Here is a 23,722-nt window from a genome sequence, read left to right on the forward strand (position 1 = left end):
CGCACAGGCTATGATCGGGGCCAGGGCGGAAAATATTCACCAGAAACATAACAGATCTCCTGTCTGCTTGTCGTTTATTATCAGACCTTTTCGGCCGCTATCGAGTATGAGTCGGCACCGCCGCCGATCACAATGGCGAACCGATGATTTTCTGTATTTCACCAGGTCGGAAAGGGTTACGAGGTGACCGGTCCGGACAATCCGAAACCGCACCTCCGCGCGCGTGAATCCACGCGCGGGAAAACCTTCGGATACCGACACGGCGACCGCCGCCGCCTCGCCGGGACTGGGAATTCGTCGGTCGGAGGCAGCGGCGGTGCCGACTACCGGAGCAGGGTATGAGGGGACTGCCCGGTAGGTATGGGCGGGCAGAGCGTCAGGCAGGGCCGTCACAGCGGGCGCAATGCAGCTACTACAGCAGCTCGGCGGCCCCTCGCCCTTCCGGGCCGCACGACTGAAAGATGCAGTGGTGGCGACAGCTATGTTCCTGCTGACTCATGTGATGTCTATCGGCCTTGTCGCAAACCACGGACATCCGTTCACAACAACAATCGCCCTCAGGCTGTGCCTGCCGCGGGGTAAGTTCTCCGGTATATGCAACATCCCGTTGACCAAGGATGCCTCCGAAGTATGACTTTGCGCGGCGAGGTAGCGCACTTCGGTCGCGGCCCCTGTATCCCAGGGCTGCCATTCCAGATGCACCATGCCGGCAAGAAACACTGTGCTCTGGTTCTCTTTGTCTATGGAGACTTCTGTTGTATAGCGGACGGAGGCTCCACGGGCGACGCTGTCCGGCCCCGCGATGGACAGTGCAGTTACCGGATGACCGACGTCGTAGATCGTCCCACAGCGATGGCATGTCCGGTCGATTCGCGTCACTTCGGACAGCCAATATGTGCAGCGGGCAGAATTCAGCACCGACCCGCAATAGGGACAACGATTATCACGATTCCTGTAGTACTCTCGGACCCGCACCCCGCCGACATCGACATGGGTCATCCTCCGAGGTCCTGCCGCCATCGCCTTGTAGAACACCTCCGCGATCGATTTACTCATCGCTTGCCACCGCGCTGTCTCGTCCGCCGCGATATCCGCCAGTCGCGACAGACTGCCCGGCAGAGGAATCGCACGATCAGCGCCCGAGTTCTCCAGCAGCCCGGTGATACGGGCGATCTCGTCGACCACGGATTGATACAGGGCAAGCGGTTCGTCCAGCGCTCCGGGATCAGTGCCCGCCACATGTTTCACGACCGTGTCGAGCATCATCCTGGTGAAGCCGAGACTCGGCGCGCTCTGCCAGTAATCGACCACTTCCGTGACCTGCGGTGGCACGTCAGGCGGCTCATAGAACAGTACGGGTTCCCGAATCGGCTCGGTGCCATGGTTGAACACGGTGACCACGCCACCTTTGGAGTGCACCGATCCCACGCAATTATCCGAGTCGAATCGGAAGTATCGAAGATCCCTCCCGTCCAGATCGACCTCGAACGATCTGATCTCCCCGGCGGGAACCTCCCACGCGTTCGAGTTCGTAGGCGCCCCTGACTCCGCAGCTGCACGAATACGACGTCCGGGTAGTCCGTAGAGCACCCATGGAGCCGCACCGAACTCACGCAAGGACAACCTGTTCAGTTCCACGGCTGTCCGACCGAGCGATTCTCCAGCCATCAACAGTCCGACACCACGCAGAGCGACCCTGTCGTCACCGATGAGCGGCTCGTACGTCGTCAGCAGGTTACGCAACGAATCAGAGGCTAGAAGACGCTGGCCGAGCGAAACCTTCGGTGAGAACATGCCATTCGAAGCCATGCTGCCGTTACAGACCTGCCAGATGAGAATTTCCGCATGAAAGATATCCGGCCGACTTCGGGTAGGCGGTACATGCGCCTTTTCAGTCCTGACCCCGCGGGCACAAGGTCCGCCGTCAGCGCACGGCAATGACCCGGGGCCTTCCGAATGGTAGTCCTGATCCAGGGTGGAACACAGGACGGCGCCGCCGAGTGGCGCGTTCATACCGTTGGCATGACTGACGACGGCGACGATGTCACGAGCGGCGCCGACAGCCTCGAGGAGGGCCGCGGACCCGAACTCGATCACCTCCACCCGATCTGTCGATTGCAGCGGAAACTGCGAAAAGCCGAACTGGCTCGATATGAGAGCAGGTCTCATCGGATGAGCTACCGGGCTGTCCTGGAGCAACTTCGACAACTGGGCACGGGTGGTCGTCTCACCCATCCAGGTCGCGATGAATCCGATCTCCGACTCCGCTTCGGCGCACGCGAAGACGACATCACTGAAACGATCGAAATCCAAGTACGCTGGTGGGGCGATCACTGCCCCAGCTACTTCGGCGGGTCGGTTCGCTATGTCACCGACCGAATCGAAGACCATCGGATCGAAAATATCGGCATGATCGTGCAAGAACTCGCGCACGACGCTGGGCGTGTCGCCGAAGATCACGACTCGCGTTTTCATCGCAGCGGCCGACGCTTCGTGGTCCCGAGACACGAAACCCTCCTATTCTGTGTCCGGGCTTGGGGCAGGCCGCACCTGCCCCAAGCCCGGGTCCCTAGGCCAGCGGTTCAGCTGTCACCACAGAGCAACGCCGGGGCGGACCACCTGATCCGACACGGCGACCACCGCAGTGTCGGAAGCAGAACGCTCGCTGTGCAGCGTGGCCGCTTGCGCGACCTGACCGCCGATCATGACGGTGGCAGCGCCGGCGATCAGCGCAACGGCGGCCTTCTGCTTCGTCTCGGTCTTCATGTGATACTCCTCTTCATTTAACTCCGCGATCTTTTCGCGAAGACCTTGGGAGTGCGACGTGCGCACGAGTGTGATTTCTTCACGACGCAGGCGGTTGATTGATTCCGCCTGCTCGAACCGCACGCGCACAATGTTCGGCCACGGCGCTATCGCATTCATGACCTCATTCGGACACAAGGCTTGGACATCGCTACCCGGAGCGTTATCGACGTAAAACTGTGTACGTCGGTTCACGCACCTGCTCGATGGTGCGACATCATCGCCTGCCAGTCAGAGCACAACCCCCGTTGGCATATCAGCGTTGATGATTCCCCCTCTGATCGTTTCGCTTGCGAGTACCCCTGGAGGCGATATCGCGCATCTGAACACTATGTCGATCGATCATTGATCTGCAATGGCGCCCGGACTCCACGGAGACATAGGCGCATGTCACCGGCAGGATAATCTTGTCCGGACCGGACGCCGGATCGGTGCCGCATAGCCGGTAGAAATACACCGCTGGCACTTTTGCCGAGCACAGAGCTATACTCGACCGCGTTCTGGCGCAGCATTGTCACCGACCGTGCCGCCGGATGGCAGCTGTCGACGGACACACTTTGAATGACGCCGTTTCGCGACAGAAGACTCGTCGACGCCGAGTGCTGCAAGATTTCGATTCGGGGAGGAAAATCGCATGGTGCTGACGGGCCGGAAAATCATCGAAGCTGTTCGCAAGGGGGAAATAGTAATCAATCCCTTCGATGAAGCCGCGGTGAATCCGAACAGCTATAACTACCGTCTCGGCGCAACGCTACGCACCCTCGAGTCCGAGGTCGTGGACGCCCGCGGGAAGACCGAATACGCGGAGCATCCGATACCGGATGAAGGATTGGTGCTGCAACCAGGACGGGTCTACCTCGGTACGACTGTCGAGGTCATCGGAAGCGACAGGTACGTCCCCTCGCTGATCGGCCGATCGTCGATGGGTCGGCTGGGAGTGTTCCTGCAGATATCGGCGGATCTCGGCAACCTGGGCGTTGTCCACCAGTGGACGTTGGAGATCGTCGTGTGCCAGCCTGTCCGTCTGTACGCCGGTATGACGGTCGGTCAGGTTTCGTTCTGGATGCCTACGGGCGACCGGACGACCACCTACGAGGGATACTTCGGCAGCTACTCCGAGGCGGTCCTGCCCCGCCCCGGCCAGCTGAACTGACCACCGCGGCGCGAGGGAAGGCTCCGGGGCCGCCCTGACGGCAGCTACCCGCCCCTGTCGTCCCGGGATGAACGGTGCTACTGAACCCGACCACGTGCAGCCCGCACGTGGTCGAGGTCGTCCCGGACTGATCGAGGCCTTACACCGGGCTCAACATCGAGGAATTCTCGGCCTCGCGCTCGGCTGTCGAGAAGTAGTTGACGGCGGCGACAAGCCCGTCCACGCTGCCGAGGTCGAAATAGTCGCCGTGTGAACGCTGCACGCGAACCGCTTCCGGATCCGCACTCGAGACCGCCGCAAGGCCGTCGGTGAGGTAGATCTCGCCGGAACCCGGGTCCGTTTCGACCGACGCCAGCGTCGCGAAGAACGTCGCCGGAAAGACGTAGCGGCTGATATTGATCAGCAACGGTCGTCCGTCGTCCGGAACCTCCTTCGCCTTCTCCGCTATGCCACGCAGGTACAGCGCTCCACCGATCTCTTCGGTCGCAAGCAGACCGTACCGGCCCAGATTCTCGGGCGTCGCCGGTTGGCCGACGATCCCGTAGGAATCGCCTGCAGTCTCGGCGAGGGAAGCGAGGGTCGACGCACCTGATTCGTCGGCGAGGAGGTCGTCGCTGGACAGGTAGAAGAAGCTGTCGTCGCCGACGAATTCGCGAGCCAGCAACACGGGAATGGCCGTGCCGTATCCTTCTTTCAGCGACTGCTCGAGGAAAACCAACTCGGGCACGCTCGCCGTCTCGTCGAGCGCCGTCGCCTTGTCTTCCCAGCCGCGCAAGGCAAGCAACTCCCTGAGATCGCTGTCGCACCCGTAGTAGTGCTGGATCTGAGTGCTTCCCTCGCGGACAACGATGGCGATCTGCTCGACACCAGCCCGCGCGCACTCGCGGATCATGTAGTCGATCGCCGGCCGACGACCAAGGGGCAACATCGCCTTGTCGATCGTCTTCGTGATCGGGTACATGCGTGTACCCAATCCAGCGGCTGCGATGACTGCCTTGCGAACGGTCATGAGTCGGCGTGCTCCTTGGTGGATGAACCTATCGGCTGAGGTTGCGGATCACTTTCACACCAGGTCAGCGTAAGCGGTCTCAGGCTAGCGCTTGGCGACTCGATGCGGAAGCGGCCGGCGGTTTCGTCGGTTCGACGTGTCCAATGCTCGGCTTCACTCTTGCACCAGCAGCATCGGACGGCAAATCACAAGAAAGGTTTCCGCTCAACGTGTTTGAGCCGTTGACGTTTTGTTGTCGCACTACATGCCGTGGTCGGCCGGTGTCATCGACGGCGATATCGCGCCACCGATGACACCCAGCATGGTGATAGTCCAGCACTGTGAACCCGGCAAGCGCCTTCCCTGTACCCAGTGACAGCCGACCGACCGAGTGACGTGCCCGAAGCGGCTAAGTGATAGCCAAGTCGAGGCGGTAGGAGTCCGCAATCGTGATCATGTCGGCCTCCACTGCGGACGTGCTCGGTCCGGCGAGCATGAACTTGCCGGATGACGGCCAGACTCCGAGGCTTCCGTTCAGCATCTGACCTATGTTGGGAATCTCCGAGCTGAGCACACTGTCCGGGCACGTATCCAATCCCCGTATCCGCTTGACCACGCAGGGACGTTGCTCGGCCAGCGCCAACCAGATGAAACCGGATGCTCCGACACCCGCCTTATCGAGCATTGTCGGCGGCCCCGTCAGCTGCGAGGGTTCGCCGAGGCAGGCACGGATCGATTCATCCACGATATCGACGCCGTATACGGATTTCAGTTGGGCGCTGATGCCGGCGCCGCCGAACCTGCATGCCACCTCGAGAAAGACGAATTCGTCGTCGTCGGTGACAAACGCCTCCAGGTGGAACGAGCTGTCGCGAAGGCCAAGAGCACTCAACACCCGGTGGGTGAAGCTCATGGATCGCTCGATCACGTCCGGATCGTCGAGCGTCACCACCGCGACCGGCGCGCTGGCAGTTCGGTAGTCGAAGACGCTGTTGAGGTATTTGGAAGCGCTGAAGAAGCGAATCACGCCGTCGCGGACGACACCGTCGAACATGCAGATCTGTCCTTCGATGAACTCCTCCACGTCGACATCCTCGGCCAGCCCCTCCGCACGGACATACCGGGCGAACTCCGCGCCATCGGCGAAGATTTGCACCCCGACGCTCGCGGCCTGGTCGATCGGCTTCATCACGACCTTGCCCGGCAGAGTGGCCACGATGTCATCGATGAGTTCCGACGGGGTTTCCGGGCCGACCTTCCAGAAACGCGGCAGTCGAATGCCCGTGCCGCGCAGCGCCTCCTTCATGGTGATCTTGTCACGGAACCGGCGGGCGGTCGCCGCGTTCACGCCGGGGACGCGCCACCGATCCCTGATCATGGCGGCGGGAATCACCGAGTTCTCGAAGAGCCCGAGAACACCGGCGGGGACCCCGTGCCGTGCGACCAGATCCTCGCAGGAAGCCAGGATCTGATCGGCGGCTCGGTCGTATCCGGCCAGATCGGCACTGCTCGGACCGCTCGCGTCGATGATCGCGAGATCCGCGAACTGCGACAGCAGATCCGACGGCAGACCCGGTACCGCTTTCTCGTGCACGAGCACGCTGATCCGATACCGATCGAAGTCGTACGAAGCCCGGTGCGCCTGGGAGAAGCCTACGGAGATGACATGAGGTCGGTCGGTCATCGGTCGCTCCCAGCGGTGGACCGGACCCGAGCGACCTGTGGAGCTCGCACCTCGGCGAACAGCTCTCGATAGCGCCGCGCTACCGAACTCCAGGCGAAGTCGTTCACCGCGCGTTCGAGCGCATTCCTGCCGCGCCTGCGCCGTTCCACCGGATTCGCGACGATCTCGGTCAACCTTGCCAGGAGGGCATCGTCGTCGTCAGGCGGCACCAGCCATCCGTTGGCATCGTCCCCCGCGGGCACGACGAAATCGAGCGGGCCGCCGGTCTCGGTCGCGAGTACCGGGATGCCACTAGCCATCGCCTCGAGGTACATCAGGCCGAACGACTCATTCACGGCAGGGACCACCAAGGCGTCCACGGCGGGCAGTGCCCTGGCGAGATCATCGTGTCCACGCCAACCCACGAAGAACACACGGTCATCCACTCGGAGTTCCCGTACCAGCTCCAGCGGGTGGACGCCCTCGTGTTCGCCGGGGAAACCGCCCCAGACGACGAGGCTGACATCTTCCGTCCGCTGTCGCGTCAGCCGCTCGAACGCGTGCAACAGCTGGTTGAGCCGTTTCTGTGTAAGAAAGCGGCCCAACCACATCAGGCGGATGCTCTTGCTCCGGTCAGAGAAATGCAGTCGTGCCAAGTCGGCGTGGCGGTAGGAGAGTGAACCCGGTTCGCCCCCCACCTCCGCGGCGCGGCAGTCGTCGACGAGAAGTTCTTGCCACAGCGCGGCATCGTCGGCCGGAGTGAACTCGGCAGGCTTGAAGCGCACGGTATCGACGCCGTGTGGAATGTAGCGCACCTTGGCACTGTCGACGCCGAAGCGATCGGTCATGGTGGCCTTGTCGACACTCGAGATGACGACGATTCGCTCGCACAGCTTGGCGTAGCCGGCCATCGCGTCCCGCCAGAACTTCGCGTACTCGAGACGCCCGGCCGCCGGGTTGTCATCCGCTTCGGCCAGGAGGCTCAGCCAGAACTTGATCTCGGTGCCGTGCATCGTCGCGACGACGGGTATGTCGGGGTACGCGAGGGCCATCCCTCCCTGCATCGGAGTGAGGTGATTCAGATGCACGACATCGGCGGAGCCGAAATGGAATTCGCGAAACCGCTCGGACCAGCAGGCCTCCAGATGAGCGGTCGCCTGCGGTGAGACACGACCGAAGGAGCGATCGGGGACGCCATCCTTGTCCTCGTAGGAGGGGTGAACCGGCTGCGCGACCAGCATGGGATCGACGCCCCGTACGTACGCATCGAAAGCATCGTCGTAGTCGACGACGTGCCGGACATGCTGCCCGTAGAACGCGACGGCGTCGCCGTTCGCGACCGCGCTGGTCGAACCGGCGGTGAGTGAGTAATCCACACCGAGGTCTCGCAGACGCGGCGCCAGATACCGCAGAACCTGCGCGGAGCCTCCACGCGGGAAGAAGATGCTTGCGGCCGCCACCTTCATGCGACGAACCCCCCTTTCTGGGCCGTGATGTAGCCCCACTGCAAAAATTGGTGTGTGCCCAGGACACTCGCCCCTGGCCTGCGTTCGGGCCCCGGATCGGCCACCCGGTTGGCGAGCACGGTCCACTCGGGCGTGGGAAAGAACGACGGCCAATGGTCGGCGCTCGGATGTGTGTCCAGCATCGAATGAGCCTCGGTAACCGGCAGCATGTACTCGATAGCGACCAAACCGCCCGGCGCAACGAGGGATCGCACGTGCGACATAGTGTCCACAAGCCGGTGCTTGAGGTTGTAAGAATACTGCAGCGCCCCACTGATGAACACGAAGTCGCAGGGCGCGATCCGCACCGACGCGAGGTCACCGCGGACAATGGTCACGCGCTGTTCGAGCTGCTCGGTCTCGAGCCGCCATTGCAGTCCGGGCATCTCGATCGGCGTGCCGTCCGCCGCTTTCGTCATGCCACCGTAGAGCGCGACCTCATCGATATCGACCGCGACGACGTCGAATCCACGCCGCGCGGCGGGCAGCACGAACTTGCCGTCGGCGCAGCCGAGAATCGCGGCGGTGGGCGGCCTGCCGTGCACCGTCCGCGCGACGCGGCGTAGGAGTGCGTAATACCGCGCGGGGGCGGGTCCCCACAAACTTTTCGTCTTTCTCCCCATTTATGGCGCTCCCATCGAACACAATTTGATCGTCGTCGAAAGGGCGTCCAGCGAGTCCGCCCAGAGGCCGGGCCACTCCCCCCGGCCCATCGACGGGTTCAGTCCGTCGTCGCAGAAGTGGATCGGCGTCGCTCCCGCACGCTCGGCACCCCATAGTTCGCGGCTGCCTCCGTCACCGATGAACACGCATTGCGCCACCTCGACGCCCAACTGGACAGCACAATGCTCGTACTGGGTGGCCGCCGGTTTACGGACACCGGTCGTGCAGGACAACGTCACCGCGTCGAAGTAGCGGGCCAGCGGCAGGTCGAACAACACCGTGGCGACCTCGGCCTCGCAGTCGCTGACCAAGCCGAGCCGCATCCCCGACGATCGCAGACCGGCGAGGAATCGACTGTGCGCGGGCCCCAGCGACAGATCCGAACGCGTCCACCGCAGCAACTCGCATTCGGCTTCGGACAGGGCCGTATCGGCTGGGCGGCCGCCGGCGAGTTCCGCGATCGCGCCGAGCGCCTCGCGGACCGAGCCGAATCTCCCTGCCAACCGCGTCTCCTTCGTGGACGCGTACGCGTCCACGAAGGCCTCCGCGTCGCAATCGAGACGATGAGCGAGTTCCCGGCGCCGTCGGAGTCGCAGACGTGGATCCGGCGCAGGAATCAGCGTGCCGTAGAGGTCGAACAGCACTGCGGACGGAAAAGTGGTGTGCATGTCACTCGCAGACGAAACTGCCGGTGAGTTTCGTGATCGTGAGCCGTCCTTCGGTCCTGATCGTGCGCTCGGCCAGGTATCGGATCTCGCCGTGCAACCGGGCGAAGAAGGCCTCGTCCAGCATCGGATCCGGTCGCGACGCCGCCGAGCAATAGTTGTGGCCGATCGCATAGAATTCCAGGAACGGATCGACAGTTCGGAATTCCAGAATGTCCGGTCGGCGGCGCAACTCCACCCGATCGAACTGCGCCGACAACATGTCTTCGCCATTCTCCAGGGATATCCGGCCTTTCGGGCTGGCCTTGAACAAATACTCCGGCGCGCCGATACGACGCAGTGCCTCGAAGTGCAAGTCGTACATTTCGACCATCGAACGCGTGCTGTTCGTGGTCACTACGAACCTGCCGCCGCGACGCAGAATGCGGCGCACCTCGGCGATGCAGTGCCCGAGGTCCGGCACGTAATGCAGCATATAGTTGGCCATGACGCGGTCGAAACTGTCGGTAGCGAACATCGTCAAGTTGTCTGCGCTGGATTCGATGAGCTCGCAATCCAACCCGATCCGTGACAGGCGCGCATGGGCGGCGGCCAGCACTCCCCGCGCGATATCCAAGCCAACGATGCGTCCGCTCAACAGGTGTCGCCCGACCATCTCCAACTGCACCCCGTTACCGCAGCCGAGATCCAGTAGTGCCTCGTCGCCGGTCAACTGGAGGCAGGACAGGAGGTGCTCGGCCAGCGGCGTACCGGAGACGCGGTACTGCTCGAAGATCCGCTGTTTGACGACGAGCATCCGGTCGGTATTGAAGATGGAGTCACGAAGAAGTGCGGGATCGAATTCGAAATGCGTTGTCGGGATGACTTTTTCAGCTAGTTTGTCCAAGTGCGGGTCGCCGAAGCTGGTCATGCGGTTTCTCCTTATCTGATGCCTGCGGGCAGAGTGCGCTCGGCGCGAAGTTCGTCGAGGCCTCGCCAGACCCCGGTTCCGTCGCCGGTCCGTAGTCGCCGCACGAGCTCGCGGTAGTAGCTCTCGTCGGCCGCCGCGAGGTCGATGAGGTAGGTGATCGCACCCCACTCACGAACGCGCACGACGTCCCAGAACGCCGGATCGCTGCGAGGGTCTCGGCCGTACGCGGCAAACATCTCGTCCACAGCCGCCGCAGGAGTGCCGAAGCGGCGATGCGAGACCACGATCGGGGCAAGATCCCAGTACAGCGGTCCGCGCCCGGCAGTGTCATAGTCGACCAGGAACGGGCAGTGCGGCGTGTTGACCACGTTGGCCGCGTATGCGTCACCGTGGATCAGCCCGGTGCGCAGACCAGGCAGGAGCCGCTCTCGCAGTGTTTGGATCCGCGCCATCATGTCGGCGCAGTGCGCGACGACTTCGTCGCCGGCATACGATGCCCGCCGCAATCGTTGCAACCGCGCGGCCGCAAGGTTCGGGTTTGTTTGTCGGTGCTCGTTCACTATCGGCGCGTCGTCCCGGTCGTGAATGCCGCGTAGGGTGGCGCCGAACCACGCGTAATCGATGTCGCCTCCGACCGAATCCAACAACGGCCAGAAGGTGACCGGGCCGCTCGGGGTCGATAACGGCTGCTCGAAGGCCATTGCCGCCGGCTCGATGATTCCGGGGATATCCGAGCACGTCTTCGCGAACCGAACGGCATTGATGGCCTGGGCCTCGCTGCCCACTCGGCCGATACGAACGAACAATGCGCGATCGGGCACCGCGAAGCTCGCGCAATGACCGATCTCGGCCATGCGAACCTCATGGTCGGCCAACCCGCAGACCCGGCGCACATGAGTGAGCGCGTCTTCCCACCATCGGCCACCGACCTCCGCACTCATGCGCCCCTCCCTGCGGGCACAGCTCGTGCGTCGGACCGCCGCAACCCAGTAGTCGCACCTTCGTGCTTCCACTTGGTCCCGATGTATTTGTGCGGCAGCATTTCGCCGAGGGATACGATCTGAAATGCTTGCGCGTCAGGGAGTACAACGAGGATGTCCGGCGCGTAGTCGAGCAAGAGTTCGCGACAAAGGCCGCACGGCGGCACGATCTTCGGTGCCTGTTCCGGTTCCGACGGCTTCGGATGCCGGACCGCCACGACCATCGACAGACCGCGGGCGCCCGCCATGATCGCATTCGCCAGGGCGCATGCTTCTGCACATGTCGAAGCACGGCCGATCATCGCTTCGAGATGGATTCCGTCGTGATAGTGGCCGTCCGGATCGAGTACCACGGCGCCGATCTGGTGGCGCTCTTCGAGATAGTGTCGTCGAATGAGCTGATCGGCCCGCGCGATCAGGGAGCGGGCGACCTCCTCGAGCGCGCTCGCGTCCTCGCGGATCATCGTCCCGCCTTTCCCGCATCGGCCAACAGCCTCCGAGCGCGTGCGACCGTGAGCGGGTCACCGAAATGGTTCGGTAGCCCGCTCAGTACCCGCTGGGCGTGCTGGTGTTCGCCGTGTCTGTCGAGCCAACGCACGGACAGCACGCCGAGCAGCGCCATCCAGTACGGGTGCAAGAGGTCCTCCGCGCGTGCCAGGCACGTCATCATTTCGGACAACGACGAAGCGGTCCGTACTTGCTCTTCCGCAAGGCACAATTGCCGGACCTGCTGCAGCGGCGCCGGATCGGTCGGCATCACCGGCATCTCGACGCTGTAGGATTCGCCGCCGAGAAGCGCTCCGGCTCTCGCGACATCCGGCTCGGGCAGTTGCATCGCCGCGATCCAATGTCGATACGAGTCGAACGGAGTTCCGGTCTCGGCCGCGATCATTTCCCCCAGCATCGAGAATTCGAAGAAGTTGAACGGCATGAGGGTCAGCGGCTTGTTCGATCGCATCATCGTCGTCGCGATCAGGCCGTCGACACGCGCGTGATACAAGGTGCCCATCGCACACGGAACGTCGATCGCCTCGCGGACGGCATCCATCGGGTTCCAGATCACCGTGCCCGCCTGACGCGTCTGCGGCGATTCCCGCAATCTCGCGATGACGCCGTCTATCTGGTCGACGCCGGGCAGGCTCCGGCGCAACCGGTGCCCATAATTCGAGCCGGGCAGCGTCAACCCGTCGGGCGAATAGTTCGCGGCCGGAGGCACGTAGTAGGCGATGGTCGAAGTGGCCTCGTCACCGCGCATCATCCAGACAAACCTGCTGACCGCACCGATGAGGTCGAAACTTCCCGTGGCCGGTATGAAGATTCGGCAGCGCGGCCGGCTCATTCCCGTACTGAACCCCAGCAACTCTCGCCATGCTTTGCCGCCCGATGTCTGGACCAGCTGACCGCCTTCCAGCAGACGTGCCAGCGCGTCGGTCACGGCCTGGCCGACGGTGGTGGGCAAATTGCTTCCGTGTTCGCCAGCACCGCCTCCGGAGGCATCCGTGGAAGGTCCGCGGCCGAGGCCGGCGTGCGACGAGCCGGTGCGGACCTGGTCGGCTGTGGTCACTGCGCGCCGCCCGCGATCGAACCGGCCGTGGTGGGAGACTCGGCGACCAGCCCCGATTGCCAAGTGCCTGCGACGACGTCGGTCAGGGCCTGAACCTGTCTGGCGAGGTGCTCGATGGTGGAGTCGTTGAGCACCTCGAAGTCCGGCGCCAGGGATATGGGAACCTCTGCGACATGCTGATCGGAGACCGGTGCGAGATCACCGCGCTCCGCCCGCCTGCGGATTCGCAGTTCGTCAGGTGCGGAAATCCGTACGAACCGGAACCCCATCTTCCGCAGGGCCTCGTAGTCCGGCCGACGTACGTCGTCACAGATGACGACCTCGGCATTCGAGTTCTCGGCGTCGGCGACACGTGCCGCGAACAGACGGGTCAGCGATTCGGGATCGATTCGCCGGAAATTGTCTGCCAGCGAACTCAGCAGCATGCCGTCCTGCCGGTACGGTTCGGCGATCGGCTGGCCGCACAACGAGTAGATGAGGCGTTGCAGGTCGTACAGTGGCTCCGCCAGTTTCACTACGGCACCGGTGCGTCCCTGCCGCTGGACGGCGTCCAAGATCAGTCGGCACGTCGTCGACTTGCCCGCGCCGGATGCTCCGAACAGTGCCAATCGCACTTGCTTCGCCATTTCAAAGCCCCGCCATCGCTTCGCGGGGAGACTTGTCGAAGTCCAGATGAATAGCGGATTCCTGCGGCCCCATACTGCCCTGGTACTTGCCGGAGTAAAGAGTCACGGGGCCCTCGGTACGCCAGAAGGTGACTTGACCGAGCAGCATCCCCGGGTAGATCCGCAGCGGTTGAACCGCGTGCAGTTGGAGCGTCCATTGGTTCACGGATCCGATGTCGATGAGGTCGGCCGTGATGTGGATGAAAAGCCCGAGCCGCGCCACACCCGATCGAGCGCGGATGATGGGGACATAGTGGTCACTGCCCATCACTTCCACGGTGGAGCCGAGGTAGATGCGATCAGGCTGTAGGACCATACCGTCCTCCGGAAGATACACTGTCTGCACCGGATTCGGCTTGCGTACATCGAGCACGGACTCGCTGTAGACCTTCAGAACGTTTCCGAGACGGAAGTTGTAACTGTTCGGGTTCAGTTGCTCGGGCTGGAAGGGGTCGATGATGATCCGACCCTGCGCCACCTGTGACTCGATTTCACTGCCAGTCAGGATCATGTGACCCCCCAAAGCCTTTCTTGAACTGGACTATCTCGTCCTCGATATGATCCCCGGATGCCGAAAGCCAGATATGACTGCGAAATCGGCTAGCGATCCCTGCCCATCCCATCGACTACACGCGAATCCGGTTCCACCGGAGAAGTCTTCGTCGAAGTCGAAGTGGGATCACTCCGTGACGCTCCGCCCGGTCGGACTATTCCGATCCGCGCGAATAGGCGACTACCACGCCGAATACCGCCCCCCGAACTACGCGTTCATAAATCCGCAGGCTAGACAATCGCCTTTCCGCCACCCAGTACTCTTCCCGCGAACCGAGATACCCTCGCTCGATCCAAATTTCCGATAAGGCGAACCTAGGCCGACTGCACGCCTGATGGCAATCACATGCGAGGCGGAAAGACGCATTGATGCATGTCATGGGCATTTATGTGTGTCCGGACCGGACGGCCGCGTCGGCGACGACAGGACAGTGCGCGGCAACGTGACAGCGCCCGGCCGTTCTGTTGCTCGGCTGATGAAACATGCGCCCGCCACGACGGCGAGGTCAGTGTAGTCCGCGGCGGGCACCCTGCGGCTTCACCGCTTCTCGGCAGACCGATCCGGCGGCGGACTACCCGCGACACCGCGCGAAGTAGATCACCCGACAGCAGTTTCCGCCGGATCAACGGGACGACCGACCAGCGTAACTCTTTGAGCAGCAGTGCTTCTCCTGCGCCAGGCGAATGCCGAGCTGTGCCGAGTCATACGGCGAGGCTGCCTGGCGGTCCGCGCCGCCCGACCTCGGCGGGCGATCTCGGCTACGACGCCGGTGAGACCTTGGAGCCGCACTTTGTGGAGCGGATCACCAACGCCCGTTCCGAGTGGTGACGCGCCGTACCCCTTGGTAGGTTTCGGCTTGTTCGCGCAGCGTCGCGCCGCACCTTCAGTCTTCGACACGCGAAACGTTCCTTCGATCCACATTTGTGCGCCTGCTTCGTCATGGAACAGGCGGGAATCGTCACACCCACGCAGCCGATTTCGTTCTCGACGGTGAAATCCATGGCGCATGAGCTTTTCCACACGCACCATCGCGCCGAATTCGGAACGCGCGCGACTTATCGCCGCCGTCCGCCCCCCCATGTCGCCCGCCCTGCTCGCCGCAGGCGTGGCTGTCCTGCCCATCAAGCCTTGGAGATCCGGTGACAATCGCCCTACCTCACCAGCCCGCGGAACTCGACGCGGTCATCTTCGACTACAACGGCGTCATCGGCCTGCAGCCCACCATTCCGATGTGGAGCAGGCTCGCCGAACTCGCCGGATGGCCCACAGACCAGCTCGGCCCCTTCCAGAACGCGTTCTGGAGCGCCCGCGAACCCTACGATTCCGGCGAACTCGACGACGCGGATTTCTGGACCGCCGTGCTCGGCCACCGCCCGGCCCCGGAACTGCTCACCCAGTTGCGCGCCGTCGACACCTCGCTGTGGACCCGGACCGACGACCGCGTCGTCGCACTGCTGCACCATGCCCGCCGGTCCGCTCTCCCGATGGTGCTGCTGTCCAACGCCCCCCACCCCGTCAGCGATGCCCTCGACGCCTCCGACTGGCGCACACTGATGACCGACGCCCTCTACTCCGCCCGCCTCGGCATGAACAAACCCCACCCCGACACCTACCGAAACGCACTCGCCGCCACCGGAGCCAGCGACCCCACCCGCGTCCTGTTCATCGACGACCGCGCCGACAACTGCCGAGCCGCCGCAACCCTCGGCCTGCGCACTCTCCACTACACCGGCTCACCCACCGACATCGAGGCCCACCTGCGCATCACCACCATCGCCGCGTAGTTCCCCACCAGTCGCCAAAGGGCTTCCGGGCGCGACACCGCTGCCGGTCGACAGTGCACACGAACTCGGCCGGGCGCTCGGCTGGGGTATCCCAGCCGAGCGTTTCCGCGGGAACGCCGATATCGTCGATGCGAGCCGGAAGTACCGATCGATGAGCGTGGCCGGACTACAGGCCGGTGCCTACTCGGCCCGCCTCCTCCCGTTTCGAGTCACAGGTCGACGCCGCACCGAATATGGGCGTTGCCGTACTTCTAGAAAATCCCCGACGCAACGAGATCATTTGCGAGGTGCTAGCGGCCCCGCCGTGCAAGCAGTTGACGTACAGCTGGATGTACCCGCAGCCTGAGCATCGCGCCCGGTGCACTGTCGACTGGACGCTGCAGCCGCAGGGTCGTGGCACACGACTGCTGCTGACGCAGACAGGTTCGATATCGAAGATCGTCGACAGAAGATGGCGCGCAACGCTACGGAGCGCAGTTGGAGACAACTCGTCCTGCCGCGACTCGGTGAGGTGATCCACCCCAAACCTGAGTCGACTGCGGAGATGGTGCCGACGCACTCTGACCGTCCCCCAGAATGGGCAGACGGCTGAGCGAGCGTTACCCCAACTGCCCGAGTGTGTCGGGCCTTGAAGGCCCTGGCTCGAAACAAGCGGCGCCGAATCACCGCGATGTGTTCGCGCAATGTCACGCAATAGCGAAGCCGCAGGTCGTTGACCTGCGGCTTCGCCGTTTTGTGGAGCTAAGGGGAATCGAACCCCTGACCTTCTCGATGCGAACGAGACGCGCTACCAACTGCGCTATAGCCCCGTGCGGCTCCGGGGAACCGCGCTGTGACACTGTATCAGGCCATCCCCCTAGTCTCCGAATCGGTACCCTGACCTGCGAAGATGCGGGCGGGTCATGCGCCGGCCGCGCGGCGCATGTCGCGGCCGGCGCGGGTGCGCAGGGCGCGGGCGGTCGCGGGGTCGAAGGGGTCGAGGTGGGCGAACATGGGGTCTTCGTCGTCGGGGTCGACCAAGGTGGAGCGGCGGCGGATCGCGCGCGCGGTGTCGCGGTCCATCGCGCCGCGGGGGGCGCGGCCCCGGCGCGCACGCGGGTCGGCTTCGGCCTGGTGGCCGCGGTTGAGGCGGGCGGCGCGCCTGCGGCGGATCTCCTCCTCCATCCGCACCTGCTTGCGCAGGTAGGCCAGATAGGTCACCAGCACCGTGACGGCGAGCCCGCAACCCCACCACAACAGGGGGGTGAGCACGAGCGCGACGGCGCCGAAGAGGATGGCGGTGAGCAGCAGGCCGAGCACGGCACGCTGACGGAAGGTGTAGCGGGCCGCGCGGGCAATGGCGTCGGCCTCGGGGTCGTAACCGCCGCGGCCACGGCGGCTGGGGACGAAATCCTGCTCGTCGTGGCCCGCGTCGTCGTAGTCGTCGTACTCGTCGTAGTCCACGAGGGCGGGCGCGGTGGAGCGCGCAGGCGGGATTCTGGCCGCGACCGGCTCGGGGTGGTGTGCGCCCACGCGGTCATCATCGGTCTCCGCGTCGATCTTCGCAGCGACTTCGGCGCCTTCGTCGGCGTCCGGCACGTCGTGGCCCGTCTCGTCGTCCGGCACGTCGTGGCGCGTCTCGTCGTCGGCTTCGTCCTCCGGTGCGGCGGAGGTGAATTCGCTGTCCTCGAGGTCGTCCGTTCCGGCGTCAGCGATGTCGGACGCCACGGCGTCGTCGGCCGCGGGTGTGCTGTCCTCGTCGGTCTCGGTGGCGGGCTCGTCGGCCGGTGTCGTCATCCGGTCCTCCGCATCATCGCTGTGGGAATACTCTCTCGGTACGCGGCGTCCATCGGGTCGCCCACGGGGCCGCCAGTTCGGATCGGTTTCGTGCCCGGCAGCCGGGCCCTTCTTGAGACGTCGCTTGCCTCCGCCGCGGTGCAGGACTCTGGTGGCCAGCGCGGCGTCGGTGGTGCGGCGGATTCTGGGGTGACGGTCGGCGAGGATCGGGAACAGGACGAAGACCCAGAGCACGACCAAACCGATCCACAGGATCGAATTCGGCATCGCGTCAGCACCTCCGTCCCGCCTGGGTTTCCTCCGGCTCGGCCCGCCAGCGGCGCGTCACACGCCCCGCGCTCGGTCGGCCCCCGTCCGACGCGACGGCGCGGACGCCGATCCCCTCGCAGGCTCACTGCCGATGGCGCAAGACGCACCATCGACGTCCGTAGGCTAATTCCGGGTAGCACCAAGTTCCGGCAGGCGCGCCGTGCACATCCGCCACACCTGTCACATTCCCACCAATGTCACCGCGCTCCGGTGGCCGGTTCTACAGCAGGGTGACGCGCCCCTCTCGCACCAGCCGGTCCAGGGCCGTTCCGGCCACTTCCTCGACGGTGATGCCGACCAGCAGGTGATCCCGCCAGGCGCCGTCCACGTCGAGGTAGCGCCGCAGCAGCCCCTCCTCCCGGAAACCGACATTGCGCAATACCGCTTGACTGGCCAGATTCTCGGGCCGGACGGTCGCTTCCACCCGATGCAGGCCCACCGGCCCGAAGCAGTGGTCGAGGCCGAGCGCCAAGGCCGCCGTCGCGACGCCTTGCCCGCTGAGATCCTTGGCCACCCAATACCCGATCCAGGCCGAACGCAGTGCGCCGCGCACGATATTGCCCACGGTCAGCTGCCCGCTGAACGTGCCGTCGACTTCGATCACCAACGGGATCATCGCACCGCGCCTGGCCTCGGCCTTCAGGCTCGACCACAGCGAGGGCCAGTTGGAGGCGTGGTTGCGCGCTTCCCACGACCCACGGCCGGTCGGCTCCCACGGCTCGAGATGCGCTCTGTCCCGCAACCGGATCCGGCTCCAGGCCGCCGCGTCGCGCAACCGCACCGGACGCAAGGTCACCTGTCCGGCGGCGACCCGGACCGGACCCAGTCGCGCGGGCCATCCCGGATGCTGCGTCGCCCGGAAGACGTTCATGGCTTCCACGTCTCAGCCGCGCTGTGCGAGGAAGGCGACCTGGACTTCGTCACCGGTGCGAATGTCGGTGTCGTCGGGGTCGATCACGATCAGGCTGTTGGCCTCGGCGAGCGTGGCGAGCAGGTGCGAGGACGAATTGCCGTTGCCGAGCGGCTGCACGAGATACTCCCCGGTGGCTTCGTCACGCATGAGCTGCGCGCGCAGGTAGCCCTTGCGCCCCTCCATGGAACTGATCGGCGTGATGGTCCGCGCGCTGATGATCCGGCGCATGGGATGCCTGCGCCCCAAGGCGATCCGGATCAAGGGCCGCACCATCACTTCGAACACCACCAGCGCGCCCACCGGGTTGGACGGCAGCAGGAACGTCGGCACCTCGTCGCGGCCGAGCCGCCCGAAACCCTGCACCGAGCCGGGATGCATGGCGACGCGGGTGATCTCGAGTTCGCCGAGCCCTTCCAGCGCCTCCCGGACCTGCTCGGAGGCCCAGCCGCCCACCGCGCCCGCGATGACGACCACCTCGGAGCGCACCAACTGTCCCTCGACCACGTCGCGCAGCAGGCGCGGATCGGAACTGACGATGCCAACGCGGTTGACGTCCGCGCCCGCGTCCCGCGCGGCCGCGGCGAGCGCGTAGGAGTTCACGTCGTAGACCTGGCCTGGGCCCGGCGTGCGGTCGATATCGATCAGCTCGCCGCCCACGGACAGCACCGACAGTCGCGGACGCGGGTGCACCAGCACTTTGTCCTGACCGACCGCGGCGAGCAGGCCGACCTGCGCGGGGCCGATGATGGTCCCCGCGCGCACCGCCACATCGCCCGGCTGCACATCGTCACCGATCCGCCGCACGTAGTCGCCGGAGCGCACCGGCTCGTACACCTTGATCCTGGCTCGCCCGCCGTCGGTGAAGTCCAGGGGGAGCACCGCGTCGGCGAGCGTCGGCATCGGCGCGCCGGTGTCCACCCGGACGGTCTGGCGGGGTTGCAAGCGAATCGGCTGCCGGGAACCGGCGACCACCTCGCCGACCACAGGAAGGGTCAGGTCGACGAGTTCGCCTTGTTCGTCCCTGATGTCGGCCCCGGCGGAGGCCACGTCCACGCTGCGCACGGCGTAGCCGTCGATGGCGGCCTGGTCGAAGCCGGGCAGCGGCCGTTCGGTCACGACATCCTCGGCGCACAGCAGGCCCTGGGCCTCGGAGATCGCGACCCGGACCGGCCGGGGCGCGACCGCCGCGGCGGTCACCTTGATCTGCTGATCCTCAACCGAGCGCATCCAGCCCTTCCTGATCCTCTCCGCACTCCATCCGGCTCGCCCGCACGGGCGCGCGATCCCGCCGCGGCGCAAGCGCATTCGCGCGCGCACCGCGGTGAACCATCATTCGTACCCGACGGTCCACTCTCGGCGAAACCCCGGCCGGGTCCGTCAGTCGCCGGTCGTCAGCTGCGGATCCCAGTCCGGGCTCAGCCGATGCTGCAGCCACTCCCGCAGAGCGGGGCCGTATTCCTCTCGTTCCAGTGCGAAATCGACCGCAGCACGAAGATAACCGCCCGGGTTGCCCAAATCGTGGCGCGACCCACGGTGCACCACCACATGAACCGGATGTCCTTCGGCGATCAGCAGTGCGATGGCGTCGGTGAGTTGCAATTCGCCGCCCGCGCCGGGCTCGATGCGGCGCAGCGCGTCGAAGATCGCGCGATCGAGCAGGTACCGGCCCGCGGCGGCGAACGTCGACGGCGCGTCGGCGAGCGCGGGCTTCTCCACCATCCCCTTGACGCGCAGGACATTCGGATTCACCGCGTCGGGCACCGGCGCGACGTCGAACACGCCGTAGGCGCTGACCTCGTCCTTGGGGACGTCGATGGCGCACAGCACCGTTCCGCCGCGCTTGCGGCGCACCCGGCACATCACGTCGAGCACACCGCGGGGCAGCACGAGGTCGTCGGGCAGCAGGACGGCGATGACATCCTCGTCGTCGTCGAGGGCCTGCTCGGCCTGGGCCACGGCGTGCCCGAGCCCGAGTGGCTCCTCCTGCACCACGGAGGTGACATCGAGCAGTCCCGGCGCCTTGCGCACCTTCTCCAGCAGCTTGAACTTGCCGCGCTCCTCCAGCGTGCTCTCCAGCACCAAGTCCTCGACGAAGTGCGCGACCACGCCGTCCTTGCCGGGTGAGGTGACGATCACCAGCCGCTCGGCGCCGGAGCCGGCCGCCTCGGCGGCGACCAGCTCGATGCCGGGTGTGTCCACCACAGGAAGAAGTTCCTTGGGCACCGTCTTGGTCGCGGGCAGGAACCGTGTTCCGAGCCCGGCCGCGGGCACCACGGCCGTGCGGAAGCACGACACCTCCGCGGCGTCACCGGGCTGTCCGGCCTTTGCTGTCATACGCATACCCTATCCATCCATCACGCCGCCGGATCGGCGTCGCCGACCCGGTCCCGGGGTGAGCCTATGGTGATCACTGTGAACATGCCCGGCGAGCGCGATAAACATGCATGGCGCACGGAACTACTCGCCCGCCGGGCTGTGATGCCTGCCACGGAGCGGGAAAAGGAAGCGTTCGCCCTGGCCACGACGGTCGGCACGATGGGAGTCCGCGGGTGGGTCTGCGCGTATGTGCCGGTGGCGGGCGAACCGGGCTCCACCGCGATGCTGGACGCGCTGCGCGGCGGTGGGGCGCGGGTGCTGGTTCCGGTCACGGGGCCGCCGGGACCGCTGAGCTGGGCCGAGTACACCGGCGCCGGCGCCATGCGCCGGGCCCGCTACGGATTGCTGGAACCCACCGGCGCGGCGCTGCCCCCGGAGGCGATCACCCGCGCCGACCTGATTCTCGTCCCGGCTCTCGCGGTGGATCTGCGCGGTGTACGGCTCGGCCGCGGCGCCGGCTACTACGACCGCACGCTGCCCGCCGCGCGGCCGGACGCGCGCTTGGTGGCGGTGGTCCGCGACGATGAACTGGTCGACCGGCTGCCGGAGGAGACGCACGACCTGCGCATGGGTTGGGCGCTGACGCCGCGCGGCGGACTGCGCCGACTGGGCGGCGATTACCCTGGGGAATGAAACACCGATTGGCGGTGTTGGCACTGTCGGCTGTAGAGTGCCAGATCGACGAACACCGCGGAGGATCCTGTGCCTACTTACTCGTATGCGTGCACCCAGTGTGACAACCGCTTCGACATCGTTCAGTCGTTCACCGACGAAGCGCTGACCGTGTGCTCGGAGTGCTCGGGGAAGCTGCGCAAGCTGTTCAACTCGGTCGGCATCGTGTTCAAGGGCAGCGGTTTCTACCGCACCGACAGCCGCGGTGGCTCCTCCACCGCCAGCGAGCCCGCCAAGTCCGACAGCGGCTCGAGTTCGTCTTCGTCCTCCGCGTCCGACTCCGGCTCGTCGAGCGGGTCGACCGCGTCCACCAGCACGGCCGTAGCCAGCTGATTCCCCGGTTTTCCACAGCCGGTCACCTATCCACAACCCGCCGTGATCCCGGCCGGGTCGGCGCGAGCCCGGCCATAGGCTGCGGCCATGACTCGCGCACTCGCCGATCTCGGCCGCGGCGGCTGGAATCCCGCCGGGTGGCAGCGCCCGCCCTGGGCCGACGCCGTCCTCCTCCGACGACTGCTCGCCGCAGCTCTCACCGCGCTCGCGGCGTTCCTCTTCCTTCGTGGCGATCCCGGCACCGAACGCACGACGGTGCTCGTCGCGGCACGCGACCTCGCGCCAGGAAGACTCCTCGAATCGGGTGACCTGCGCGCCGCCCCGCGCGAAGCGGGCACGCTACCCGCGGGCGCCGTCACCGACCCCGCCGTGATCGTCGGCGCGACGCTGGCCGGCGCGATGCGCCGCGGCGAGATGTTCACCGACCTGCGCGTCGTCGGGCCGCGCCTGGCCGCGGCGGCGGCCGGCGCCCGCGAGGCGCGGATCGTGCCGGTCCGCCTCGCCGATACCGCGGTCGCCGACATCCTGCGCGCGGGCGATCGCGTCGACGTGATAGGCGCCGAAGACGCGGGCGGCGCCGGCGCCCGGCCGGCCCGTACCCTCGCCACCGACGCCGCCGTCGTCCTCGTCTCCGGCGGTGGAACCGGCCGCGCAGCCGCGGAACGAGTGGTCCTGGTCGCGATGGACGCCGAGCACGCCACCGCCGTGGCGGGCGCGTCGCTGCGTACCGCGCTCACCGTCGTCTTCCACTGACCCGCCGATCCTGCTTCGGCGGATATTCGCCGGTGGCTCGTTAGCATCGGGCCTACCGGCGCGCGGGTACCGCCGAGCACGACTGCCCAGCTCCACGAAACAGAGGAGACACCGGCCATGCTCAAAGAGTTCAGAGACTTTCTGTTCCGCGGGAACGTGATCGACCTGGCCGTCGCCGTGGTCATCGGTACCGCGTTCGTCGCGATCATCACCGCGATCTCCAACGGCATCATCAATCCGCTGCTCGCCGTCATCGGCGGGCCGGGCGACATCGGCCTCGGGTTCCGGTTGGTCGCCGACAAACCGGCGACCTTCGTGCAGGTCGGTCCCATCATCACGGCCGTGATCAATTTCCTGCTCATCGCCACGGTGCTGTTCTTCGTGCTCGTGCTGCCCGCCGCCCGCCTGAAGAAGCGCTTCCGGCCCGACGACACCACGCTCACCGATTCGGAGGTGCTGATCCAGATCCGCGACCTGCTCGCCGAGGGCCAGACCAGCTCGGGCGGCAGGCACGAATTCTGATTCCGACCGTGCCGCAAGCGAAAACGGGCCCGTCGGTGACGAGCCCGTTCGCGTGATCGTGTGTGGATCCGGCGCTCAGCCGAGGCTGAACGGTTGTCCCCACAACGTCACCCAGGTGATGACATTGTCGGTTTCCACCTCGACACTCACGAACGCCCGCGCCTGGGCAT

General features: G+C 65.5%; 25 protein-coding genes and 1 tRNA gene. 7 read left to right on the forward strand and 19 right to left on the reverse strand.

Annotation, left to right across the window (positions count from 1 at the left end; all coding sequences use genetic code 11):
* Positions 1-495: 495 nt before the first annotated feature.
* Both ACWDMM_RS06920 and ACWDMM_RS06925 read right to left on the reverse strand, forming a co-directional pair.
* Positions 496-2,508 (reverse strand): hypothetical protein, encoded by a 2,013-nt coding sequence (locus tag ACWDMM_RS06920; RefSeq protein WP_449936406.1) that lies wholly within the window; start codon positions 2,506-2,508, stop codon positions 496-498.
* Positions 2,509-2,589: 81 nt separating this feature from the next.
* The gene (locus ACWDMM_RS06925) at positions 2,590-2,889 is read right to left on the reverse strand and encodes a hypothetical protein (protein WP_449936408.1); all 300 of its coding nucleotides are present in this window, start codon (positions 2,887-2,889) and stop codon (positions 2,590-2,592) included.
* Positions 2,890-3,439: 550 nt separating this feature from the next.
* Here ACWDMM_RS06925 and ACWDMM_RS06930 point away from each other — a divergent pair.
* The gene (locus tag ACWDMM_RS06930; protein ID WP_195082439.1) at positions 3,440-3,958 is read left to right on the forward strand and encodes a dCTP deaminase; all 519 of its coding nucleotides are present in this window, start codon (positions 3,440-3,442) and stop codon (positions 3,956-3,958) included.
* A 139-nt stretch (positions 3,959-4,097) separates the two neighbouring features.
* On the opposite strand, the gene ACWDMM_RS06935 is transcribed toward ACWDMM_RS06930, so the two are convergent.
* The 11 genes from ACWDMM_RS06935 to dcd all read right to left on the reverse strand — a co-directional run bounded on the left by ACWDMM_RS06935 (position 4,098) and on the right by dcd (position 14,072).
* Positions 4,098-4,967 carry a sugar phosphate nucleotidyltransferase gene (locus tag ACWDMM_RS06935; protein ID WP_449936411.1) on the reverse strand — a complete coding sequence of 290 codons (870 nt, stop codon included), beginning with the start codon at positions 4,965-4,967 and terminating at the stop codon, positions 4,098-4,100.
* Positions 4,968-5,355: 388 nt separating this feature from the next.
* Positions 5,356-6,339 (reverse strand): ATP-grasp domain-containing protein, encoded by a 984-nt coding sequence (locus ACWDMM_RS06940; RefSeq protein ID WP_195082437.1) that lies wholly within the window; start codon positions 6,337-6,339, stop codon positions 5,356-5,358.
* Positions 6,340-6,626: 287 nt separating this feature from the next.
* Positions 6,627-8,075: a glycosyltransferase family 4 protein gene (locus ACWDMM_RS06945; protein ID WP_195082436.1), complete on the reverse strand. Its 1,449-nt coding sequence runs from the start codon at positions 8,073-8,075 to the stop codon at positions 6,627-6,629.
* Positions 8,072-8,659, reverse strand: a complete 588-nt coding sequence (locus ACWDMM_RS06950; RefSeq protein WP_195082435.1) for a class I SAM-dependent methyltransferase — start codon at positions 8,657-8,659, stop codon at positions 8,072-8,074. Before ACWDMM_RS06950 ends, ACWDMM_RS06945 begins: the two co-directional genes overlap by 4 nt.
* A gap of 78 nt (positions 8,660-8,737) precedes the next feature.
* A complete protein-coding gene (locus tag ACWDMM_RS06955) occupies positions 8,738-9,445 on the reverse strand; it encodes an HAD family hydrolase (RefSeq protein WP_195082434.1) in 708 nt (235 codons plus the stop codon).
* 1 nt (position 9,446) lies between these two features.
* Positions 9,447-10,352 (reverse strand): class I SAM-dependent methyltransferase, encoded by a 906-nt coding sequence (locus ACWDMM_RS06960; RefSeq protein ID WP_195082433.1) that lies wholly within the window; start codon positions 10,350-10,352, stop codon positions 9,447-9,449.
* 11 nt (positions 10,353-10,363) lie between these two features.
* Entirely contained in the window at positions 10,364-11,293 is a 930-nt protein-coding gene (locus ACWDMM_RS06965; RefSeq protein ID WP_195082432.1) for a phosphotransferase, read from the reverse strand.
* Positions 11,290-11,796: a cytidine deaminase gene (locus ACWDMM_RS06970; RefSeq protein WP_357208043.1), complete on the reverse strand. Its 507-nt coding sequence runs from the start codon at positions 11,794-11,796 to the stop codon at positions 11,290-11,292. Before ACWDMM_RS06970 ends, ACWDMM_RS06965 begins: the two co-directional genes overlap by 4 nt.
* Entirely contained in the window at positions 11,793-12,767 is a 975-nt protein-coding gene (locus tag ACWDMM_RS06975; RefSeq protein WP_357208046.1) for a thymidylate synthase, read from the reverse strand. Before ACWDMM_RS06975 ends, ACWDMM_RS06970 begins: the two co-directional genes overlap by 4 nt.
* A 125-nt stretch (positions 12,768-12,892) precedes the next feature.
* Entirely contained in the window at positions 12,893-13,522 is a 630-nt protein-coding gene (locus ACWDMM_RS06980; protein WP_195082429.1) for a hypothetical protein, read from the reverse strand.
* Between the two features lies 1 nt (position 13,523).
* Complete coding sequence (gene dcd / locus ACWDMM_RS06985; RefSeq protein ID WP_357208052.1) at positions 13,524-14,072, reverse strand: dCTP deaminase; 549 nt, start codon at positions 14,070-14,072, stop codon at positions 13,524-13,526.
* Positions 14,073-15,253: 1,181 nt separating this feature from the next.
* Here dcd and ACWDMM_RS06990 point away from each other — a divergent pair.
* Together ACWDMM_RS06990 and ACWDMM_RS06995 are read left to right on the forward strand one after the other, a co-directional pair.
* Entirely contained in the window at positions 15,254-15,898 is a 645-nt protein-coding gene (locus ACWDMM_RS06990; RefSeq protein WP_323124152.1) for an HAD family hydrolase, read from the forward strand.
* A 233-nt stretch (positions 15,899-16,131) separates the two neighbouring features.
* Positions 16,132-16,413 carry an SRPBCC domain-containing protein gene (locus ACWDMM_RS06995; RefSeq protein WP_449936662.1) on the forward strand — a complete coding sequence of 94 codons (282 nt, stop codon included), beginning with the start codon at positions 16,132-16,134 and terminating at the stop codon, positions 16,411-16,413.
* A gap of 221 nt (positions 16,414-16,634) precedes the next feature.
* On the opposite strand, the gene ACWDMM_RS07000 is transcribed toward ACWDMM_RS06995, so the two are convergent.
* The 5 genes from ACWDMM_RS07000 to ACWDMM_RS07020 form a co-directional block, all read right to left on the reverse strand.
* Positions 16,635-16,707 (reverse strand) — tRNA-Ala (locus tag ACWDMM_RS07000).
* Positions 16,708-16,798: 91 nt separating this feature from the next.
* Positions 16,799-17,941, reverse strand: a complete 1,143-nt coding sequence (sepX, locus tag ACWDMM_RS07005; RefSeq protein ID WP_195082426.1) for a divisome protein SepX/GlpR — start codon at positions 17,939-17,941, stop codon at positions 16,799-16,801.
* Between the two features lie 262 nt (positions 17,942-18,203).
* Positions 18,204-18,854, reverse strand: coding sequence for a GNAT family N-acetyltransferase (locus ACWDMM_RS07010; protein ID WP_195082425.1), 651 nt, complete (start codon positions 18,852-18,854; stop codon positions 18,204-18,206).
* Between the two features lie 12 nt (positions 18,855-18,866).
* On the reverse strand, positions 18,867-20,123 hold the full coding sequence (gene glp / locus ACWDMM_RS07015; RefSeq protein ID WP_195082424.1) for a molybdotransferase-like divisome protein Glp: 1,257 nt from the start codon (positions 20,121-20,123) through the stop codon (positions 18,867-18,869).
* A gap of 150 nt (positions 20,124-20,273) precedes the next feature.
* On the reverse strand, positions 20,274-21,230 hold the full coding sequence (locus ACWDMM_RS07020; protein WP_067795398.1) for a UTP--glucose-1-phosphate uridylyltransferase: 957 nt from the start codon (positions 21,228-21,230) through the stop codon (positions 20,274-20,276).
* 66 nt (positions 21,231-21,296) lie between these two features.
* On the opposite strand from ACWDMM_RS07020, the gene ACWDMM_RS07025 reads away from it, so the two are divergent.
* The 4 genes from ACWDMM_RS07025 to mscL all read left to right on the forward strand — a co-directional run bounded on the left by ACWDMM_RS07025 (position 21,297) and on the right by mscL (position 23,552).
* Positions 21,297-21,905, forward strand: coding sequence for a 5-formyltetrahydrofolate cyclo-ligase (locus tag ACWDMM_RS07025; protein ID WP_195082422.1), 609 nt, complete (start codon positions 21,297-21,299; stop codon positions 21,903-21,905).
* Positions 21,906-21,974: 69 nt separating this feature from the next.
* A complete protein-coding gene (locus ACWDMM_RS07030) occupies positions 21,975-22,277 on the forward strand; it encodes an FmdB family zinc ribbon protein (protein ID WP_195082421.1) in 303 nt (100 codons plus the stop codon).
* Positions 22,278-22,364: 87 nt separating this feature from the next.
* Complete coding sequence (locus tag ACWDMM_RS07035) at positions 22,365-23,030, forward strand: SAF domain-containing protein (protein ID WP_195082420.1); 666 nt, start codon at positions 22,365-22,367, stop codon at positions 23,028-23,030.
* Between the two features lie 117 nt (positions 23,031-23,147).
* Positions 23,148-23,552, forward strand: a complete 405-nt coding sequence (gene mscL / locus ACWDMM_RS07040; protein WP_195082419.1) for a large conductance mechanosensitive channel protein MscL — start codon at positions 23,148-23,150, stop codon at positions 23,550-23,552.
* A gap of 75 nt (positions 23,553-23,627) precedes the next feature.
* Here mscL and ACWDMM_RS07045 read toward each other — a convergent pair.
* The coding region (locus tag ACWDMM_RS07045) for an MspA family porin (protein WP_357881820.1) at positions 23,628-23,722 on the reverse strand (95 nt) is incomplete at its 5' end.

It is taken from the genome of Nocardia sp. NPDC003726 (assembly GCF_053586955.1).

Excerpts from the sequence above, each read along its gene's own strand:
- ACWDMM_RS06930 (WP_195082439.1), top strand. The coding sequence starts at position 3,440 with ATGGTGCTGACGGGCCGGAAAATCATCGAAGCTGTTCGCAAGGGGGAA.
- ACWDMM_RS06935 (WP_449936411.1), bottom strand. The coding sequence starts at position 4,967 with ATGACCGTTCGCAAGGCAGTCATCGCAGCCGCTGGATTGGGTACACGC.
- ACWDMM_RS06945 (WP_195082436.1), bottom strand. The coding sequence starts at position 8,075 with ATGAAGGTGGCGGCCGCAAGCATCTTCTTCCCGCGTGGAGGCTCCGCG.
- ACWDMM_RS06955 (WP_195082434.1), bottom strand. The coding sequence starts at position 9,445 with ATGCACACCACTTTTCCGTCCGCAGTGCTGTTCGACCTCTACGGCACG.
- ACWDMM_RS06960 (WP_195082433.1), bottom strand. The coding sequence starts at position 10,352 with ATGACCAGCTTCGGCGACCCGCACTTGGACAAACTAGCTGAAAAAGTC.
- ACWDMM_RS06965 (WP_195082432.1), bottom strand. The coding sequence starts at position 11,293 with ATGAGTGCGGAGGTCGGTGGCCGATGGTGGGAAGACGCGCTCACTCAT.
- ACWDMM_RS06970 (WP_357208043.1), bottom strand. The coding sequence starts at position 11,796 with ATGATCCGCGAGGACGCGAGCGCGCTCGAGGAGGTCGCCCGCTCCCTG.
- ACWDMM_RS06980 (WP_195082429.1), bottom strand. The coding sequence starts at position 13,522 with ATGGCGAAGCAAGTGCGATTGGCACTGTTCGGAGCATCCGGCGCGGGC.
- dcd (WP_357208052.1), bottom strand. The coding sequence starts at position 14,072 with ATGATCCTGACTGGCAGTGAAATCGAGTCACAGGTGGCGCAGGGTCGG.
- ACWDMM_RS06995 (WP_449936662.1), top strand. The coding sequence starts at position 16,132 with ATGGGCGTTGCCGTACTTCTAGAAAATCCCCGACGCAACGAGATCATT.
- sepX (WP_195082426.1), bottom strand. The coding sequence starts at position 17,941 with ATGCCGAATTCGATCCTGTGGATCGGTTTGGTCGTGCTCTGGGTCTTC.
- ACWDMM_RS07010 (WP_195082425.1), bottom strand. The coding sequence starts at position 18,854 with ATGAACGTCTTCCGGGCGACGCAGCATCCGGGATGGCCCGCGCGACTG.
- glp (WP_195082424.1), bottom strand. The coding sequence starts at position 20,123 with ATGCGCTCGGTTGAGGATCAGCAGATCAAGGTGACCGCCGCGGCGGTC.
- ACWDMM_RS07020 (WP_067795398.1), bottom strand. The coding sequence starts at position 21,230 with ATGACAGCAAAGGCCGGACAGCCCGGTGACGCCGCGGAGGTGTCGTGC.
- ACWDMM_RS07025 (WP_195082422.1), top strand. The coding sequence starts at position 21,297 with ATGGTGATCACTGTGAACATGCCCGGCGAGCGCGATAAACATGCATGG.
- ACWDMM_RS07035 (WP_195082420.1), top strand. The coding sequence starts at position 22,365 with ATGACTCGCGCACTCGCCGATCTCGGCCGCGGCGGCTGGAATCCCGCC.
- mscL (WP_195082419.1), top strand. The coding sequence starts at position 23,148 with ATGCTCAAAGAGTTCAGAGACTTTCTGTTCCGCGGGAACGTGATCGAC.